Below are 17,484 nucleotides of genomic sequence, written 5' to 3'. Positions count from 1 at the left end.
AACACCGTCTACTCGATGTTTTCATCTTTCGACGATGCAAAGTTAAGTACAATATATGAACAAGGGATAGTATTGAACGATACCGTCCCTTACTATCCCCTAATATCCCCGGATATCCCTTAATATCCCTTGATATCCCTTATACTATATGATTCTATAGTGGTTTTTAAAGTATTTCTCGCTAAATCCTGCTGTTGTTGGCATGCCCATACGCACCAGCTCTGCATAGGCTGCCGATGGCATTTGTGGCAGGAGAATTCTCTTATCCTTGGCCATCTGATAAAGATACTGGCAAATCTCCTGTATACCGTGGTGAGTTACCAGGCGTTTCACCTCTTCATGAATCTGCCACTCCTCTTCGCCACTTATCGAGGGGTGGATAAACTTAAAGAGCTCTTCCTCCGGCACGTGATTAGTGATAGTAATCGTAGATACCTGATTCAATCTCGCCAGCTCTTCATTGATGAGATGCACCATCATATCCAATTCAAATATGGCCTGAAGCTGCTTGTCGCTAAAGTCGTAGAAATGCGCCTGTATGTATTTCCCGTATTTCTTATAGTTCACAACGAGTGTGTAGCCATCCCAATGCATAAATCGGCGCCATTTGGCACAAGCCACTATGAAATCCGCTGTCATCTCGAAATCGTAAGGAAGTAGTCCTTTCAGCGTGTCGCGATCCACCTCGTCAATCTCCTTTTGCGATGGTGTTTTAGCAAAGTCCAGCACTCCCATCTTTAATGTCTCAGCTACCACCTGCGCCTGCAACTCACGCAGCTTGTCGATGTCGGGATAGCCGTTATCATACAGCCACGTTTCGAATCGTCTCGTCACACCTGAGCTGCTATAGTGTTGCTCCTCGATATAGAAAAATCGCTCGAATATCTCAGGATCGCAATGCATCATCGCGTTCTCAGCCTCAGCTAACAGTTCACGCAGCTCGTCAAGACTCTCTTTCAGATGGTGATACACCACCTGCCCTTCCATATCGCAGCACACAGTATCGCACCACTTCCAGAACACGTCATCGCGATGCACGCCCGACGAAATACAGAAAGCCTCCAAACGCCGTCCCGGACGCAGCTCGTCGATATAGGTTGGCAGGAATTTGTTTACATCTTTAATAATCATCACGAAGTAACGCACAAAGTAGATTCTGCTATCAACATCGGTGATAGTCAAATCGCAATACTGTCTGGCTATTTCTCTAACAAGGCTTATGTTCTTTTTAAGTTTGGTTAGATATTCAGGGGTAGCACTGTAGCCAGTAAGCAGAGCGCCCCCAAGTTGAGATCTTACAATCTCGTTAGTAACATTATTCATAGTGGAATTAGGTGATTAAATTTGCTTAGTTATTCTAAAGAAAAAGACGGGCAGAAATGAAATCTTATTAAAGAAAGCAGAGACGGAGCAAAATAAGATTTTCTGTGTGCAAAGATAGTGCAAATCTTTTATCCGCCCAAATTTATACGGAAAAATCTTATGTTATCATATCTTTGCCCTCCTATAGATCATAAGTTTAACATGTTGACTAATCACAAATATTCATGTATCTAAATACATTATAGCTTCATCCTCCGTCAATTCATACTCTCCTATCAGATATTTATAGAACTTAATAGCGTCCGTTTCATACGTGGGTTAATTCCTCCTCGTTAGCTGCCAAAAAACGCTCAATGGTTCTTTCATCAACACCATAGTAATCAGCGACCATTTGCTTGGTCAAAACATACCTTCCTTCGAACTCAAGGACTTTCACCCCAAGTTCGTTCTGAATCCTGGGCAATGCCACAGTGTTATTCAGAATGTTCTGCCTCTCAATAGCAGATGTCGTTAGATCTTTTGCCATAATTACCTTTTATTTTGCAAATTTACTATATTTATCTGAAACAGCCAAATATTTCTGCTGCTCTCAAATATATAGTATAGAAAAAAAAGAAATAACAGTTCTCTTTTTTCTTCATCAATTGCGATATTTTCAAGTTTTTAGCTAATTATTTGCATATTTCGCATATTTATCGTACATTTGCACCCAAACATAACATAAAAGGAGATTGAATATGGATGCACCAAATTTACAATCATCGCCATTCACCCCATTCCAGATTGAGATGCTGGAACTTATTTCCAGAGTCAAATCAGAAGAGGAGATGAAAGACATTCGCCGCTTGCTCGGACAGTATTTCGCCAAGCAGGCAGAAGATGCCATGGATCGTCTTTGGGACGAAGGCAAAATCAATGATACCGTCATTGAAGAATGGAAGAACGAACACATGCGCACGCCATATAACCAATGATGAACATCGTTCTTGATACCAATTGTCTGCTGATGTCTCTCTCGCGTCGCAGCCAATACTATCCCGTCTGGCGAGATTTCGTAGATGGCAAATATACTCTTTGCGTTACCAATGAGATCTTGGCCGAATACGAAGAGATTCTTACCCAAAAGGTTGGTCCTCAGATTGCATCCAATATCATTCAAGCCCTTCTCGACCTCCCAAATACTAGAATGGTTCAGGTGTATTATCATCTTCGCCTTATCACAGCCGATCCTGACGATGACAAGTTCGTGGATTGTGCCTTTAAAGCCAACGCAAAATACATCGTAACCCAAGACCATCATTACGATGTTCTCCGCAACACTCCATTCCCCAAAATCGAGGTTATTGATATCGACGAGTTTCTGAGTATTCTGCGATAGCTTCACTATTTTACGATTTCAATCTTCCATCCCATTTTCAGAACTTCGTTGATTTTATCCAGCATCTTCTTTTTGTCCTTGGTGCTGCTATGAGTCAGCACATATAATCCTGGAGCTGCTTCACGCTGAGCATGCCCATACTTCTTGTCTTTTGTGGTAGATACAAGATTAACGCGACAGAATTTAAGTCCTAGTTCACGAACCTTAACCAATCCAGCCTCAACGATAGCTGCGGTGAATGTGGTTGCAGCATCATGCTCTTGCAAAACAGACTTATCTTTTCTGTATATGCAGAGTCCCGTCTTGGGAGCTATCTTACCCGACTTGTTTTTTCTTGGTCCCAACTCCTTGTGTTCTACCTCAGGATCAATTTCCAAGAGTTTCGCGTCTATCAGTTCAGCAATGTTCTTCTTACGAGACAACGATACACGTACTGGCTCGTCAGGATGATAGTCAACCACCAACACCAGCTCGCGTTGAACAGGTTTTAATGCAGGAGCAATGGTTTCTGTTACCACAGGGAGGATTTCCTTCTTTATGATTTCCTCCTCCAGTTTACCAACTTTCTTCTCGAGGTCATCAGTCGAGACTCCCTCTTTTCGCAATGTTTCCATTGCCTTGTATAAATCGCTCAGACGTGACATAATTCTTCTTGTTAAATGATTGTTATGTTGTTTTTGTTTATTCTGGGGTAACTAACTCTACAGACATTCTTATATTTAATGAACGAGCGATTCTACTTAAAAATAGTTTTTTAGCATTAGTAGACATATGTGTACAAACATACCAATCATTCCCAAGGAAATTCATTTGTTTACGATTATCTCTCTCTTTCACAATGAATGGCAATCCATCTACTTTAAAATTAGTAGATTCTGCAATCTTTTCAGGCCCAATTCTTTTTATGGCACTAACAAAGATCTCTGTTGCCTTTGAGCCAGCTATAACCTTACCCTCTATTTTAACTTTAAGAGTCTTTGCTGGCGATTTTCTTTTTCTAACAATAATTTCTTCCATTGCTTATTCTTCTATTATTTTAATTTCATCTTTAGTCAAATCATACAACTTATATACAATTTCATCTATCCTTGATTCCTCATCTTGCGTATCTGCATAATTATTTTGTTTTTTATTTTCCATTACGGAAATTACAAGTTTCCTTAAGTCAAGTTGAACGTCATCCTGTATATCAGGAATTGGTAAATTATCTATTTCATATCCATTGACATTACTATTGGTGCTAAAACATCTAAAGAACCAATTTATCAATTTTGAATTCAAAATACCTAATAATGCATAAATATCAATTCCTTCTGGGGCAGAAAGATAATTACAAGAATTAGCAAGATAATACCCTTCTGGAACCAATGCCATAACAATACGAACCTTATCGTTTGCACCAGTCATACCTTGCATTGCAATACGTTGATAATTGTGATGTTTGGATTTCTCAGTATTACCATAATCTCTAAGATACATCTTCTCATCTAGGTATTCTATCTCACCCTGACTCATCTGTAATGTATAATAATATCTCTGAATAGCCGCACCTTTTAATATTGTTGGATTAGTTCTTTTATCAGTAAAATACTTCTTGTGAAACGTCATATTTAGTTCTCCTTCGATGCATTTCAAACCAAAATGTTTACAATTGATTATCTTAATAACAATAGGAGTATATTCTGACTTTAATCTAGGAATAGCGTAATCAACAGCATCCATAGATTTTATCTCAATATTGTTAAACTTTGTCTCTAATCCTGATTTTTTATATTTGTCATCCCATATATATACTTGAAAATAATCCTTAGTTTTTCTTTTCCTAACAATTGGGATGCAGACACTCATTTTAACACTCTCAAACACCCGTTTCTTTTTGCTATCTCTTTCTGGAAAAGAATCAATAGATATGAATTGTGCATTCTCAAATATGTGCTTTCTTAAACATGTTGCCTGTCGATCCGCCAAAAGCGAATTCTGACATATTACACACATAATTCCGTCTTCTCTACACAAAACATTTAAAGCATTAGCTATAAAAAGTTTATAGGCATTTAATTTCCCTCCAAAAGCGATTTTATATTCCTTTATGTTTCGTAATTCTTTTATTTCACCAACATGATTCTCTTGATAAACGAAATAAGGTGGATTACCAATAACTATATCAAAACCGCCTTGCGAGAACACATCAAAGAACCATGTATGCCATAAAAAGAACTGATCATTACCGTTCAAATTAACATTAATAGCATTAACATTTACATGTTGTTCTATTAATTGGTTCTCAACATTTTCCAGTATTTCTGCTTTTAGTTTCTTCTTATCATCTCTATTAGTACAATCATAATATTGAGTTATCATAATACGCATCTCTCGTCTATAAACGTCAAGCATATCCTCAAAAAGCGAAAGAGACTCATTTTTGTTCCATTTTGCTTCTGTCATTGTTGACAAATCAATTCCTTTATATTGCTCCAGCAACGAGTTACCTTGCATAATCTTGAAGTCGAGGTTTGGCAACGCTTGTGGAGTTTCTTCGTCAACAATCAGCGATAGCCAGAAACGGAGGCGAGCAATGTCTACTGCACCACGTTCAATATCTACACCATATATATTCTGCTGGATGATGTGTTTCTTGATTTCTGCGGCTTTGCTTTGAGTAATGCCTTCAAGAGCTGTACGACATAAAAACAACTCTTTCAGTAATCCCATGGGGAATGCACCCGATCCAATGGCTGGGTCGCAAATCTTCACATCTTTCAGTCGTTGATCTACATTCTCAGGCAAATGCTCTTGCACCTTGTGGTTTGTAACAAATTCGCGAATAGCCTCTTTCTGCTGTTCGTTTTCAATGTCTGTCTGCAAATAGGCTATCAGACTTTCACGACACATGTAACTAACAATCTCCTTTGGCGTATAGAAAGCACCTTTATCCTTATTATCCTCAAGCAGATTCTCGAAGATACGACCAAGCATTTCTGGGTCTACGCCAACCTCTGCATCGTCAGGATCGTTCTCGTCGATAGTGAAGTTGTAAGATGCGAAGAAGTCGAGCATACTCTTCATATACTTAGCCGGCAACGGGAAGGCTGTCTCATCAGTAGCCTCACGTTCAAACAATCCTCCATTAAGATATGGTACGCGTATGTTTCTGCCAACTTTTGGCGATACCAAATCATTGGCACGCTCTGAGTTCAAATCGTCAAATAGTGGTTCGAGAACTTCATCCACAAAGTGGTCCTTGTCAGTAGAATTCTCGAATAGAGTCTGGATAAACTCAGTATCTCCCTCACCCCACTCTTTATTGACGGGCACACCCATCCAGCCTTTCTTCTGTAGGAACTGAAGGAACACGATGCGTCCCATCAACTTCTTAACATAGTCGCGAACGGCTTTTTCGGGATTCTGGAATCGGGCAAACTCCTGCATAATCTCCTCGCAAGGATCGTTCTTAATCTGCTCTTCCCACTTATTGGCCACCTTAACCATTCGCTTACCTGTAACATACTGGATAATGTCTTCGTATTGCTTTTTGTAGCCATCAAAGAACATATCGCTCACTGCATCTACCGAGAAGGCTTTGGTAAGGTCTTTTAGTGATAGTGAACTATCACGCAATTTCTCGAACTGCTGAATAGCTGTACGGCTACGATGCCCTTCGCCAAGAAGATAAGTGAAACGGCGGGTATCGGTAGACTCCTTCTGATAACTACCATCATCGGCAAATTTCCACGATTCGCTGACGTAAGAGAATCGAAGAACGCTCTCGTTCTTACGATAGCAGAACATAAACGCTCCAGCATTGCCGTTATTGCGCCACGAGCTCAACAGCATATCACGTATACCACGACGATTACGCTCTATATCAACACTATCAGATAGTTCAACCTCATAAATAGCAATGGTCTGTTCATCGCTCAACGTGATTGTACCAAGCCAGAGTGCTTGTTTGGCAAACGGGCTGCTTGTGGGTACAACTGATGGTGTAGCCCAGAACTTTTCTTTTCCGTTGAATATGTCATGCAGCAGTTTCTGCCAACTCTCACGATTATATCTCGATTCAATAATAGGTCTGTAATCCATATCTTGAGGTTATTTAAACGATTCTGATAAAATGATAGTAGCATCCGATTCCTCTTCTGCCTTTTGGGTGTCGCGATAATAAGCGTTATAGTGATTAGCCATTTCCAGGACTTGTTTCAAGGCGTCATCGAAAGTCATCTTTGCTTTGCTACCACCTTGTCGCATCAAGTCTTTCTGTATTCGCTGCAAGCGTTTAGCTATGTAGGTAATGGTACCTCGCTCAGCAAGTTCCTTCAGTTGGACAAGTTTCAGGCGTGTATCACCATCTTCTATGTGGGGTAACATGCTGTTAATCAAGCTAACAGCTGTTGTTACCTGGGCACCAAGATTACTGCGCTGACCTTGATTCGACTCTTCCTCCTGAAGTTCCTCTTCCTTTGCAGCTTTGAATTTTATGACTGCCTTATCTACATGGTCGTGGTGTTGGGCTATTCTTGGCACAGCCTTCTCCTCGGGCGTGGCCTTGAAATAGCTCAAAGCATCAAGTACAGAAAGCTCCCTGGTTTGTTCATCGTTTACAAGATAGAACAGCTTGCGGAAATTAGTTTTCAGGAATACCAGCGTATCATTAGTAAGCGTTACTCCATCTATTTCACGTGGTTCACGACCAGTTCTACTACGAAGTGACAAGCGTTCTATGCGTCGATATTCTCTGCGGTTTTGCTGATACAGACTGCGCAATTCCTCGTAATATGGAAGTTCAAGATTACGATCTTCCTGCTCGCGCTTAATTCCTTCTTTAAAGAGTTTATCCAAGTCGCGATCAATAATCTCTTCAGTGGAGTAAATCTGGTTGTCCTCGCCAAAAGTAGTGTGAAAGGTTTGTATCTTACTAAGCGCAATCTGGTTCAGCTTAATTTGCTTATTACCCTGCCGCGATGGATAGAACACATAATTATATATAGTGTCCGACTTAGATCCGATTCGATTAACACGACCAATACGTTGCATCAGTCGAGTCGAATTCCAAGGGGTATCATAATTAATAATAATGTTTGAACGATGCAGGTTTACACCTTCAGCAAGTACATCTGATGTAAGGATGATGTTATAATCATTCTTTTTAGTTTTCCAGTTGGCATCAAAATTCTCGCGGATAGTCTTAAACAACTGGCTGCGGTTCTGGGCTGATATTACCAGTACATCATCACGCCCTATGCGTTTAGCCAGATATTCTACAGTATCAACCGACTCGGAGAATACTACAAGCTTTCCCTCGATATTCTTGTCGCTCTTAAAGAGTTCGTGTTTCAACAAGTCTTCGAACTTGGCAAACTTTGAATCGTCATCATCGCTGATACACTCCCACTCCAACCACATATCATCGAGTAGTTTCTGATCATCACGAAGCATGTCGATATATTCTGGCTTAAAGTCATCACGCTTAAACACAGCGTTCTTTGGGTTTATTTCAGCCTTCTCGTTCAGTTTCTCTTCTATTTCATCTTCGCTGAGTCCCTTATCAATCAACTGGTTAATATCCATATCGGGAGCTATAAATATCTTATCATTCTCCCACATGGTTAGCATATTCTGATTTGCTTGGCGGAAATTGTCGAGCGATTTTCTGAAAGCATAGAAACTGCTTTCCAGTCGTTTTACCAATCCATTCTTACGGATACCTGCCAAACTGCGGCTTATCACTTCTGCATTGTCATAAAGGCCATTCGAAACCTCGGGCTTCAAGTAGGCAATTGCTTGGTAACGTGCATAATGAAGCCCCTTATCAAGCGTCTTCATGGCATCCTCAAAGAGGTTAGCCAGATGGTCGTTAAGCTCATACTCTTTCTTGATTGGATTCGCCACCTTAGGGAATCCACTAATATCTTTGTTGTAACGAACCACACTCTCAATATCAGTACGGGTACGGCGCACGGTCAGAGGTTTTATTACCCTATCTCTTACTCGTTCAGCCAACTTCTTAAACTGCCTGATATCAAAATTCTCTTGTTTGCGGAACTTGCGGAATTCTACAACCAATGGTGAGAAGAATGCCGTAAGATTTGGTACACCATCTATGGTACAATGGCGTGGGTCTTGGAACATCAGGATCTGATAATAGATATCAGCAGGCGTATTGTTCATAGGGGTAGCCGAAATCAGCATCACCTTCTTCTTATAGCCTGGTATGTTGCCCGTTTCTACGCGCGGCATTTTACATATCTCCTGTAGTTGCTGGAAAGCACCCGTAGTGTGATTACGGAATTTATGCGCTTCGTCTACAAGCACAAGGTCGTACTCGTCGGCATTCCAAATCTTATAGTAATCATCGTCCAACACCTTGTTCAGACTACCATTTGAAACAAAACAAGCATACTTCTCAATACCAAAGTCTTTAAATGTGGTTATCCAGTTCTGCTCTACTGCAGGTGGGTATACCACCAGAATCTTGGTATTATCACGACCATTCTCTATCAAGAACTTCTTAGCTATCATGGTGGCAATCACCGTCTTACCAAGTCCCACAACATCTGCCAAGAAGAAACCATCATAGCGAATCAACTTTTGATAGCCTTCGACTACGGCGTCCATCTGATATTCAAACTTATCGTATCCTTCTGGCATATCGAATGGATCATCCTGATCTACAGCTAACACGCGGTCGGAGAAGTATTCCATCAGCATCTTGATATATAACTCGTATGGAGTTACATCGCCTTTAAGATAGGTCTTATCAAGTGCAGCCTGATAGTCTTCGGCATTAATAGGTACATTCTTAGCTTCCTCCCAGAGTAGTTCAAATTCATGTTTGGCAAAAGCCACATCCTCGTACTGGGTTAACTTTACATTAAACTCATATTGTTTATCATCGCCAATACCCAATCCATTGCCACTAAGGTTACTACTACCAGTTATGGCAGTACCTAGTGTATGTTGATTAAAGTTGTCTGGGTAAAGTATATACAGCTTAGCATGAATCTTCTTAGAAGGATGAGCACGTAGTTCAAGTTTTCCATCAATCATGTCTTGAACCATCTGAAGCATACCATCTTCTACCTTCTTGGTATAGTGTGACTGTTCGATATCTTGTCTCAACATGCGGAGACATTCTTCTTTCACCTCATCTTCTGCACCAAAAAAGAGTTCACCTTTCTGGTGGGCTCTGGCTATATATTTGTCTACATCGATACCAATCAATATGCGGACCTTGTTAATACCATCAAGAAACGGACGCAAAGTGAAATAGCCTGATGCACGCAGAAAACCCACAACTGCATCAAGATTCTTAACCTGAGGATTATTCTCAAGAATACCCTCAAATTCCTTCATCAAAGTATTCCCGTCTCTGTTAGTAAAGAAACGAGAAGACATAGGTACGTCAGCCATATCTACGCTATAGTTTTAGAGCGAAAGGACTCTGTTCGGATTAGAATAGGCACTAAGAACCATAGGACATGAAAAAGCGCGGATTGGCGCTTATCAATGTCCCCAGGTCCTAGGATAACCTATTTACGAAGATAAGTCCAGTCCACGCCAAAGCGTAGACGCTGGCACTTATTCGTTTCGTAAATGTCTATTGAATTTCCTAGGTTCAGGGACATTACCGAATATAGCACAAACGCTATGTTATTTTTTCCTATAAAGTCTCACCGACGCCCACCCTTGGGCTACCATGCTCTTTTTAAAGAGTTAGGTTGTACTTATAGTACAATCAGCCAGTGATCATTTGCAAAGGTACAAAAAGTTTTGGAATTGCAAGCAAAAATCCAAGAAAAAGACAGATTTTTGCGAAAAAGCTTGGAAGGTATTGATAGATTTCGTATCTTTGCAGGGTGAAAGGAAACGATTTCCTCCCGCTGAAATGAAAGAGTAGCACCGTAATCGGGTTAGCAAATCAGTTCAGCGTTTTTTTATTCACCAGATTGTCATGATTGTCATTGTCATGATTGTCATTAAGGATTTTGAAGTTGGAAGGGGAAAATATGCTCTATATTAAATATATTATTTATAATATATTTAATATAGGACTAAAAATGAAAGTCGAAAAGCTTAATGACATTTGACAATCGTGACAATCGTGACAATCACTAAAATTTTTCAAAAAAAGTTGGAAAAACATTCGAAAACCGCAATCAAATATTCGTACCTTTGCAACGTCAAAATAAAGATAAGAGGAGGCGCTCTCACGCGAGAAAAGAATCTCCCACGTGCACTAAGAAATTCTGCCACACGTGACCGCAAATCTGACATCGAAGTTGAGACAATAAAAGAGTAAAAAAGTAAAACGGTAAAAAATTTAACAACAACACAAAAACAAAATTAGAATTATGGCACTTAAAGTTAAAGCACAAGAGAAGTTGCAGAAGATTGGCACCTATGCTGGCACTTACCGCTACATCATGATGCCGGAGTTGTACACCGCACTGACCCAGGAGAAGGTGATTAAGGAGGCTGCCCTGCGCAGCGGCGTGAGCAAGGGAGTAATGCAGGCATGCTGGGATGCAGCCGGCGAGGTGATCAAGGCGTGGGCCACTGAGGGCCACTCGGTAGCGCTGCCAGGTCTGGGCACCATGCGATTCGGTCTGCGCGCCAAGTCGGTCGAGAAGGTGGACGAGGTAAAGAGCGGACTCATCTCCAGCCGCCGCATCATCTTCACCCCAGATACCGACCTGAAGAGCGAGCTGGCTAAGACCGCCGTGCAGATTACCTGCTACGACCGTACCGGCAAGGAGGTGAAGCGTGTTACCTCTACCAGCGGTGAGGTTGAGGATCCTGAGGATACCTCAGGCGGTGAGAGCCAGAATGGTGGTTCGCAGAATGGTGGCGGCCAGGGTGGCAACACTGGCGGAAACGGAGGCGGTGGCGGCGAGCCTAACCCCGACGGAAGTACGGAAGATTAGTGGTTGGGGCGAAAGCCCCAGCGCTTTGAACATTAACCATTAAAAGATTTAAGTTATGAGTAAGAAAGAAAGCATTAAGTTTATCGTGCAGCTGATTGCATCGATTGCGACTGCGATCGTTACTGCATTGGGAGCTACCTCGTGCATGGGGTATTAGAAAACGGCTCGACACAAAGTAGTAATAGTAGAAAAACCTATCGACTCTGGAGGGAACCAGCAGAAATGTTGGTTTCCTTTTTTGTTATAAGATTCTAAAACCAATGGCAAAGATGGCGATATTTGCGGGGAATTGACTATCTTTGCGCAAAACTTTAAGATTATGCGCGTAAAAAGATTATTAGATTTCTTGGATGCTTCGCCAGTGAACTTCCTGGCTGCACGAAATATCGCCAGCGAACTGGAGAAGGCTGGCTATCGCAAACTGGACCCTCGCGAGCCTATAGGCCAAGTGAAGGCGGGCGACAAACTGTATGTAACCAAAAACGACTCGTCGGTCTATGCCTTCCATATCGGACGACAAACAATGGCCGAAGCGGGCTTCCGCATGATCTGCGCCCACTGCGACTCGCCTACCTTCCGCATCAAGCCCCATGCCGAGATGCTGTGCGAAGGGGGCATCGTGAAACTGAATACCGAGGTGTATGGCGGGCCTATCATGTCGACATGGTTCGACCGTCCGCTCACCATCGCTGGACGTGTGATTGTGCGTGGTGAGAATGCTCTCAACCCCAAGACACTGCTGCTGCACGTAAAACGTCCGCTGCTGCAGATCAGCAATCTCGCCATCCACTTCAACCGTCAGGTGAACGACGGCGTGAAGCTGAGCAAACAGAAGGATATGCTGCCTATCCTGGGCATCATCAACGATGAGCTGGAAAAGGGGAATCTGCTGATGAACATCATCTGCGGCGAACTGAACATACAGCCTGCAGAGGTGCTCGACTTCGATCTCTATCTGGCCGACGCTACTCCAGCCTGCACGTTTGGTGCGCACGACGAGTTCCTGTCGTCAGGGCGACTCGACGACCTCTCGATGTGCTTTGCCGGACTGGAGGCGATGGTGGATACCGATACGACGGATGCCACGAAGGTGCTGGCTATCTTTGACAACGAGGAGACGGGCTCGCAGACCAAGCAGGGTGCCGCCAGTCCGTTCTTAGCCATGATGCTGCAGCGCATAGCCCTGGCTCAGAGCGGCAGCGAGGAGGCATGGTATCAGGCCATAGAGCGGGCGTTTATGGTTTCGGCCGATAATGCGCACGCCTGGCACCCCAACTACAGCGAGAAGTACGACCCCACCAACCATCCTGTGCTGGGCGGCGGTCCTGTCATCAAGTTCAATGCGTCGCAGAAGTATGCCAGCGATGCTGTTTCGGCTGCTGTGTTTGCCGAGATCTGTCGCGAGGCGGGCGTGCCCTGTCAGTACTTTGTGAACCACTCGGATGTGGCTGGTGGCAGCACATTGGGGAATATCCTGGCCTCATCCATCCCCCTGCGTGGTGTAGATATGGGTAATGCCATCCTGGCGATGCACAGTTGCCGCGAAACAGGCAGCGTGGCCGACCACCTCAATACACTCAAGGCTTTTACGCAGTTCTTCGAATAAATCCATCGCAAAAAGCCGGCGTTATGACTACAACATTGATCATAGGATTGCTGATTCCGCTGCTGGGCACCATGCTCGGCTCGGCTTTTGTGTTCTTTATGAAGGGCGACATGTCGGACAGACTGCAGAAGTCGTTGTTGGGATTTGCTTCGGGCGTGATGGTAGCAGCATCGGTATGGTCGCTGCTGATCCCGGCGATGGAGATGGGAGCTGATAGCGGCAAGTGGAGCGTGCTGCCAGCTGCTGTAGGATTCCTGTTGGGTATGGGATTCCTGCTGCTCATCGACGAACTGACGCCACACCTGCACATAGGCACCGACAAGCCCGAGGGTATGCGCTCGCATCTGTCGAAGACGGCAATGCTGGCTCTGGCAGTAACCATACACAACCTGCCTGAAGGCATGGCTGTGGGCGTGGTGTTTGCAGGAGCCGACAGTGGCACCACCAGTATCTCGCTGGCCAGTGCGGTAGCCGTATCATTGGGTATCGCCATCCAGAATGTGCCCGAAGGTGCCATCATCTCTATGCCTATGCGTGCAGCAGGCAACAGTAAGTGGCGATCGTTCCTGATAGGCTCGTTGAGTGGAGCCGTTGAGCCCATCGGTGCCATTGCCGTATTGCTGTTGGCATCGCTACTCATGCCTATGATGCCTTATATGCTGGCCTTTGCCGCAGGCGCCATGTTCTATGTAGTAGTCGAGGAGCTTATCCCCGAAGCCTCAAGCGGTCAGCACTCCAACCTCAGCACCATTGGCTTTGCCATTGGTTTTGTGCTGATGATGGTGCTCGATGTGGTGATGGGATAAAAAAAGATGATAGAAATTAAGAACGCGACAAAGGGACAGAATAAGGAGATTGCCCGTCTGATTATGATGGCAATGACGGACGAGTGTTGTCAGTATTTCTGTGGTGATGGCTACAGTTTGGACGACTTCTACCGGATGATGTGCTATCTGGTGGAACATGAGGACTCGCAGTACAGTTACAAGAACACGCTTGTGGCTATGGACGGCCAGCTGGTGGTGGGTGTATCGGTAAGCTACGATGGCAGCCGTCTGCATGAGTTGCGCTGCGCTTTTATCGAGGCTGCCAAAACGTACATCGGTAAGGATCATACAGGTATGGATGATGAAACTCAAGCTGGCGAACTCTATCTCGATTCGCTGGCTGTGCTCCCAACCTATCGTCGGCAAGGTATAGCCCAGAGGTTACTGATAGCTACCAGGGAGCGAGCCCGCCAGTTACATCTGCCCAGAGTGGGATTGCTGGTTGATAAAGGCAATCCCGATGGTGAGGCACTCTATACCAAAGTGGGATTCGTGTACCTGGACGACAATCTATGGGGTGGACACGCCATGAAACACCTAATCATCAGCGCAGGCATGACCAATACATGCGCTAAGGATGCTTAGAACACATCTATGTCGCTATATCCCATGCGGGTACCACTGCTCAGGCAATCGGCTTCGAAGCGGAGGACACGCACCTTTGTTGAAGGGAACTTGATGGTTTGCCAGATGGGATTATTGACGATATTTGAGAACTCGCCAGTGGCAAGCTTCTGCCAGTTGTTCCAATCAGTCGATCCCCACAGGGTGTAATGGGTCACGATACCATCCTTCGCATTCATTTCCGACGTGCCGTCGCCTATCTGTTGCCTTTGCGGCGGCAGGTAACGGAAGGTAGAAATGGTCTGCTCTGCGTCCCAGTCGATGAACATCTGTTGGGGTGAGCCAAAGAAGATATGTAGCGATGATGATTTCTTCTCGCCACTATTGGGGATATCGGCGGTGAGCTCTGGTGCCAGATAAACACCAATTTTCTTAATGATAGGTTCCTGTTTATAGCTATTGATGGTGAAGCGCAGTTTCGTGGCTTTCACTGTAGGGAAACAGATGATGCGGCGGTGACCGATGGTGGTAAGTCCATCGCCATCATCTACTAACTCATCCTTTAATGGTTGCCACTTGCCATCCACCAAAGCTTCAAGCGAGAACTTACGCACACGCTGCCCCTTGGCGATGTCTTCCTCAGCCAGGAAACGATTGAAAGCAGTAGGACGCTTAAAGTCTATGGTATAGGCGTCACCTTGATGCGTAGTTTCTGCTTTGTCGGTAAGGTTATCCCTAAACACCTCGTCAATCATCTGTTTGAAGGCGATGCCACGCAGGCTGTCGTTAGGATGGATACGGCCATTAGGAGCTATGGGAAAGTTGAGTAACAACGTAGAGTTGCGACCTACTGATTTATAATAGGTGTCCATCAACTTCGACAGACTCTTTACGTGCTCGTTCTCGGCATCGTGATAGAACCAACCTGGGCGGATGCTGGTATTGGTCTCGCCTGGGCACCACACATTACCATCCTCCACACCATAGTGCAGCATCTGGTAAGGCACATCCCCATCGCGGTACAGCAGACTCCAGTTGGTCTCACCCACATTACCCGCCTCGGTACCCACCCAGCGCAGGTCGCCGCGATCGCTGCCGTCATTCCAGATCAGACATTTGGGTTGCAATTTGCGAATCATCTTATACGTCTCAGGCCACTCATAATAGGTGGTACGGTCAATCTTGCGTGTCTCGTTGGCGCCGCCATACCAGCCATCGCCACCATTGGCGCCATCGAACCACACCTCGAAGATGTCGCCATAGTTGGTGAGCAACTCGCGCAGTTGGTTGCGGAAATACGTCACATAAGCAGGTCGTCCGTACTCAGGATGATTACGATCCCAGGGCGACAGATACACAGCAAACTCCAGTCCTTCTTCGCGACAAGCATCAGCCAGTTCACGCACCACATCGCCCTTGCCACCCTTCCATGGTGAGTTCTTTACGCTATACTCTGTATATTGAGATGGCCACATGCAGAAGCCGCAATGGTGCTTAGCCGTAAAGATAATACCACGCATACCAGCCTGTTTACATACGCGTGCCCACTGCCTACAGTCAAGCTGCGAAGGATTGAAAAGCTTTGGATTCTCGTTGCCAAAGCCCCACTCCTGGTCGGTATAGGTGTTGAGCGAGTAATGGATAAAGGCATACATCTCCATATCCTGCCAGCGCAACTGGTTGGCATTGGGTAGCGGCCCAACTATAGACCTTGAATTTGCCTTCTGGGCACTCACATCAGCCACCAATAGGCAGGCCACTATCCATGCAAAGAACTTTTTGCTGTGTAAATTCATTATCGTATCTGCTATTTAACTTTTCGGTTGCAAATATACTATTTTTTTGTCAACAATGTACAATCCAGCACGAGCTTTTTTCACTCTTCGCCCATTAAGGTCGTAAATCACAGGGGCACCCGATTTCTCCCCTTGATTTACTACTACCCTATTTATACCTGTAGCAGGACCTCCCCAAGTGGCTGCGGCTCTCATATACCACTCAAACGCCAGTTCAAGGCTGACCTTCACGCCAGTGCCACGCTCGTAGCAGACACCGAGGTTGTTCATCGCCTTGGTGTCACCCTCGTAAGCCTTCTCACGATAGCCATCAGCCTTGTTTCGTTCCTTGGGCATAGTTTATGTAAACTCAATGATGGCACTCACCTCACTCCCTATAGACAGGGAAACGATGATGCCGTCAGTTGTTTTGTAAATAGTAGGAGTCAGACAATCGCCAAGCTTGGCTGCTACGCGATATTCCACACGAAGACCTTGAACCACGAAATCCTCCGGCAACAATTCCATCGCCATGCGGACATAGTTGGCATTGTTCAGATGCTTGTTGTAGTCGATGTCGGCACGTAGCACCTTGATCGGCTCCAGCACTTCACCTTCCGTCTTAGGCAGGATGATTCGGCGGTCTTTGTAGTTCATCTCCAGTTGTGGCTCCAACTTCGTTGATTGAATGGTCGCATCGTCCACACGTTTCAACTTGCCAGCCACCTTGTCAACGAATGCTCCCATGCTCCATGTCTTGTAGCAAGGATTCCCTTGTGCATCATAGATGAACGTGTTGCGGAATCCGAACATGGGCTTCATGCCATAGACAGAGGTTGTTACTGTCAGTTCCTCTTTGTAGTCAGGCACACGGATAATCTCAACCTGTCGTGTTGCCAAGAGCTGCGCCATATTTTGCTGCAAGAAGTAGTCCTTGACCTCCGGCTCACTGTCGATCCACATCTCTGAGCAGTCCTGCATCATCTGGAGAGCGGAGTAGAGTTTCAGCTTTCCTTCGCTGTCGCAGGTGCTTGTCGTTACTTTATAATTCAAACTGTACATGATTATTTCTTCTTTGTTTTAGTAT

At 44.6% G+C, this 17,484-nt stretch carries 16 protein-coding genes; 7 read left to right on the top strand and 9 right to left on the bottom strand.

The features are described from left to right. Positions 1-144: 144 nt before the first annotated feature. Together T495_RS0104565 and T495_RS0104560 are read right to left on the bottom strand one after the other, a co-directional pair. Positions 145-1,323: a hypothetical protein gene (locus tag T495_RS0104565; protein WP_155993444.1), complete on the bottom strand. Its 1,179-nt coding sequence runs from the start codon at positions 1,321-1,323 to the stop codon at positions 145-147. A 307-nt stretch (positions 1,324-1,630) separates the two neighbouring features. Continuing rightward, on the bottom strand, positions 1,631-1,849 hold the full coding sequence (locus tag T495_RS0104560) for a hypothetical protein (protein ID WP_028903530.1): 219 nt from the start codon (positions 1,847-1,849) through the stop codon (positions 1,631-1,633). 211 nt (positions 1,850-2,060) lie between these two features. Between T495_RS0104560 and T495_RS0104555 the strand changes: the two genes are divergently transcribed. Both T495_RS0104555 and T495_RS0104550 read left to right on the top strand, forming a co-directional pair. Beyond that, on the top strand, positions 2,061-2,297 hold the full coding sequence (locus tag T495_RS0104555; protein WP_028903529.1) for a hypothetical protein: 237 nt from the start codon (positions 2,061-2,063) through the stop codon (positions 2,295-2,297). After that, positions 2,294-2,701, top strand: a complete 408-nt coding sequence (locus T495_RS0104550) for a putative toxin-antitoxin system toxin component, PIN family (RefSeq protein ID WP_028903528.1) — start codon at positions 2,294-2,296, stop codon at positions 2,699-2,701. Before T495_RS0104555 ends, T495_RS0104550 begins: the two co-directional genes overlap by 4 nt. 5 nt (positions 2,702-2,706) lie before the next feature. Here T495_RS0104550 and T495_RS0104545 read toward each other — a convergent pair whose 3' ends face one another. The 4 genes from T495_RS0104545 to T495_RS0104530 form a co-directional block, all read right to left on the bottom strand. Continuing rightward, positions 2,707-3,315: a hypothetical protein gene (locus T495_RS0104545; protein ID WP_231480221.1), complete on the bottom strand. Its 609-nt coding sequence runs from the start codon at positions 3,313-3,315 to the stop codon at positions 2,707-2,709. 67 nt (positions 3,316-3,382) lie between these two features. Next, the gene (locus tag T495_RS0104540; protein ID WP_028903526.1) at positions 3,383-3,718 is read right to left on the bottom strand and encodes a hypothetical protein; all 336 of its coding nucleotides are present in this window, start codon (positions 3,716-3,718) and stop codon (positions 3,383-3,385) included. Between the two features lie 3 nt (positions 3,719-3,721). Beyond that, positions 3,722-6,784 (bottom strand): N-6 DNA methylase, encoded by a 3,063-nt coding sequence (locus tag T495_RS0104535; RefSeq protein ID WP_051523064.1) that lies wholly within the window; start codon positions 6,782-6,784, stop codon positions 3,722-3,724. Between the two features lie 9 nt (positions 6,785-6,793). Further along, complete coding sequence (locus tag T495_RS0104530; RefSeq protein ID WP_033147784.1) at positions 6,794-10,111, bottom strand: helicase-related protein; 3,318 nt, start codon at positions 10,109-10,111, stop codon at positions 6,794-6,796. Between the two features lie 941 nt (positions 10,112-11,052). Here T495_RS0104530 and T495_RS0104520 point away from each other — a divergent pair. The 5 genes from T495_RS0104520 to T495_RS0104505 all read left to right on the top strand — a co-directional run bounded on the left by T495_RS0104520 (position 11,053) and on the right by T495_RS0104505 (position 14,643). Continuing rightward, a complete protein-coding gene (locus T495_RS0104520) occupies positions 11,053-11,625 on the top strand; it encodes a DNA-binding protein (RefSeq protein WP_033147782.1) in 573 nt (190 codons plus the stop codon). Positions 11,626-11,680: 55 nt separating this feature from the next. Then, a complete protein-coding gene (locus tag T495_RS15795; RefSeq protein ID WP_155950080.1) occupies positions 11,681-11,782 on the top strand; it encodes a smalltalk protein in 102 nt (33 codons plus the stop codon). 162 nt (positions 11,783-11,944) lie between these two features. Then, positions 11,945-13,231 (top strand): M18 family aminopeptidase, encoded by a 1,287-nt coding sequence (locus T495_RS0104515; RefSeq protein WP_033147781.1) that lies wholly within the window; start codon positions 11,945-11,947, stop codon positions 13,229-13,231. Between the two features lie 23 nt (positions 13,232-13,254). Beyond that, the gene (locus T495_RS0104510; RefSeq protein ID WP_033147780.1) at positions 13,255-14,037 is read left to right on the top strand and encodes a ZIP family metal transporter; all 783 of its coding nucleotides are present in this window, start codon (positions 13,255-13,257) and stop codon (positions 14,035-14,037) included. 6 nt (positions 14,038-14,043) lie between these two features. Further along, the gene (locus tag T495_RS0104505) at positions 14,044-14,643 is read left to right on the top strand and encodes an N-acetyltransferase (RefSeq protein ID WP_051651853.1); all 600 of its coding nucleotides are present in this window, start codon (positions 14,044-14,046) and stop codon (positions 14,641-14,643) included. On the opposite strand, the gene T495_RS0104500 is transcribed toward T495_RS0104505, so the two are convergent. From T495_RS0104500 to T495_RS0104490, 3 genes are read right to left on the bottom strand one after another with little or no spacing between them, the layout of a single operon-like run. Then, a complete protein-coding gene (locus T495_RS0104500) occupies positions 14,640-16,418 on the bottom strand; it encodes an alpha-L-fucosidase (protein WP_033147779.1) in 1,779 nt (592 codons plus the stop codon). The two genes, T495_RS0104505 and T495_RS0104500, sit on opposite strands and share 4 nt — an antisense overlap. Positions 16,419-16,433: 15 nt before the next feature. Continuing rightward, positions 16,434-16,754 carry an SEL1-like repeat protein gene (locus T495_RS0104495; protein ID WP_033147778.1) on the bottom strand — a complete coding sequence of 107 codons (321 nt, stop codon included), beginning with the start codon at positions 16,752-16,754 and terminating at the stop codon, positions 16,434-16,436. Positions 16,755-16,757: 3 nt separating this feature from the next. Continuing rightward, complete coding sequence (locus tag T495_RS0104490; RefSeq protein WP_051651852.1) at positions 16,758-17,459, bottom strand: acyl-[acyl-carrier-protein] thioesterase; 702 nt, start codon at positions 17,457-17,459, stop codon at positions 16,758-16,760. Positions 17,460-17,484: the final 25 nt, after the last annotated feature.

Origin of the sequence: Prevotella sp. P6B1 (genome assembly GCF_000702825.1) — a bacterium.
GTDB lineage: Bacteria > Bacteroidota > Bacteroidia > Bacteroidales > Bacteroidaceae > Prevotella.
The sequence above is the reverse complement of the archived record's forward strand: the minus strand, read 5'-3'. Positions and strand labels throughout refer to the sequence as shown.

Coding starts and splice junctions, on each gene's coding strand:
- T495_RS0104565 (WP_155993444.1), bottom strand. CDS start 1,323: ATGAATAATGTTACTAACGAGATTGTAAGATCTCAACTTGGGGGCGCT.
- T495_RS0104560 (WP_028903530.1), bottom strand. CDS start 1,849: ATGGCAAAAGATCTAACGACATCTGCTATTGAGAGGCAGAACATTCTG.
- T495_RS0104555 (WP_028903529.1), top strand. CDS start 2,061: ATGGATGCACCAAATTTACAATCATCGCCATTCACCCCATTCCAGATT.
- T495_RS0104550 (WP_028903528.1), top strand. CDS start 2,294: ATGATGAACATCGTTCTTGATACCAATTGTCTGCTGATGTCTCTCTCG.
- T495_RS0104545 (WP_231480221.1), bottom strand. CDS start 3,315: ATGGAAACATTGCGAAAAGAGGGAGTCTCGACTGATGACCTCGAGAAG.
- T495_RS0104540 (WP_028903526.1), bottom strand. CDS start 3,718: ATGGAAGAAATTATTGTTAGAAAAAGAAAATCGCCAGCAAAGACTCTT.
- T495_RS0104535 (WP_051523064.1), bottom strand. CDS start 6,784: ATGGATTACAGACCTATTATTGAATCGAGATATAATCGTGAGAGTTGG.
- T495_RS0104530 (WP_033147784.1), bottom strand. CDS start 10,111: ATGGCTGACGTACCTATGTCTTCTCGTTTCTTTACTAACAGAGACGGG.
- T495_RS0104520 (WP_033147782.1), top strand. CDS start 11,053: ATGGCACTTAAAGTTAAAGCACAAGAGAAGTTGCAGAAGATTGGCACC.
- T495_RS15795 (WP_155950080.1), top strand. CDS start 11,681: ATGAGTAAGAAAGAAAGCATTAAGTTTATCGTGCAGCTGATTGCATCG.
- T495_RS0104515 (WP_033147781.1), top strand. CDS start 11,945: ATGCGCGTAAAAAGATTATTAGATTTCTTGGATGCTTCGCCAGTGAAC.
- T495_RS0104510 (WP_033147780.1), top strand. CDS start 13,255: ATGACTACAACATTGATCATAGGATTGCTGATTCCGCTGCTGGGCACC.
- T495_RS0104505 (WP_051651853.1), top strand. CDS start 14,044: ATGATAGAAATTAAGAACGCGACAAAGGGACAGAATAAGGAGATTGCC.
- T495_RS0104500 (WP_033147779.1), bottom strand. CDS start 16,418: ATGAATTTACACAGCAAAAAGTTCTTTGCATGGATAGTGGCCTGCCTA.
- T495_RS0104495 (WP_033147778.1), bottom strand. CDS start 16,754: ATGCCCAAGGAACGAAACAAGGCTGATGGCTATCGTGAGAAGGCTTAC.
- T495_RS0104490 (WP_051651852.1), bottom strand. CDS start 17,459: ATGTACAGTTTGAATTATAAAGTAACGACAAGCACCTGCGACAGCGAA.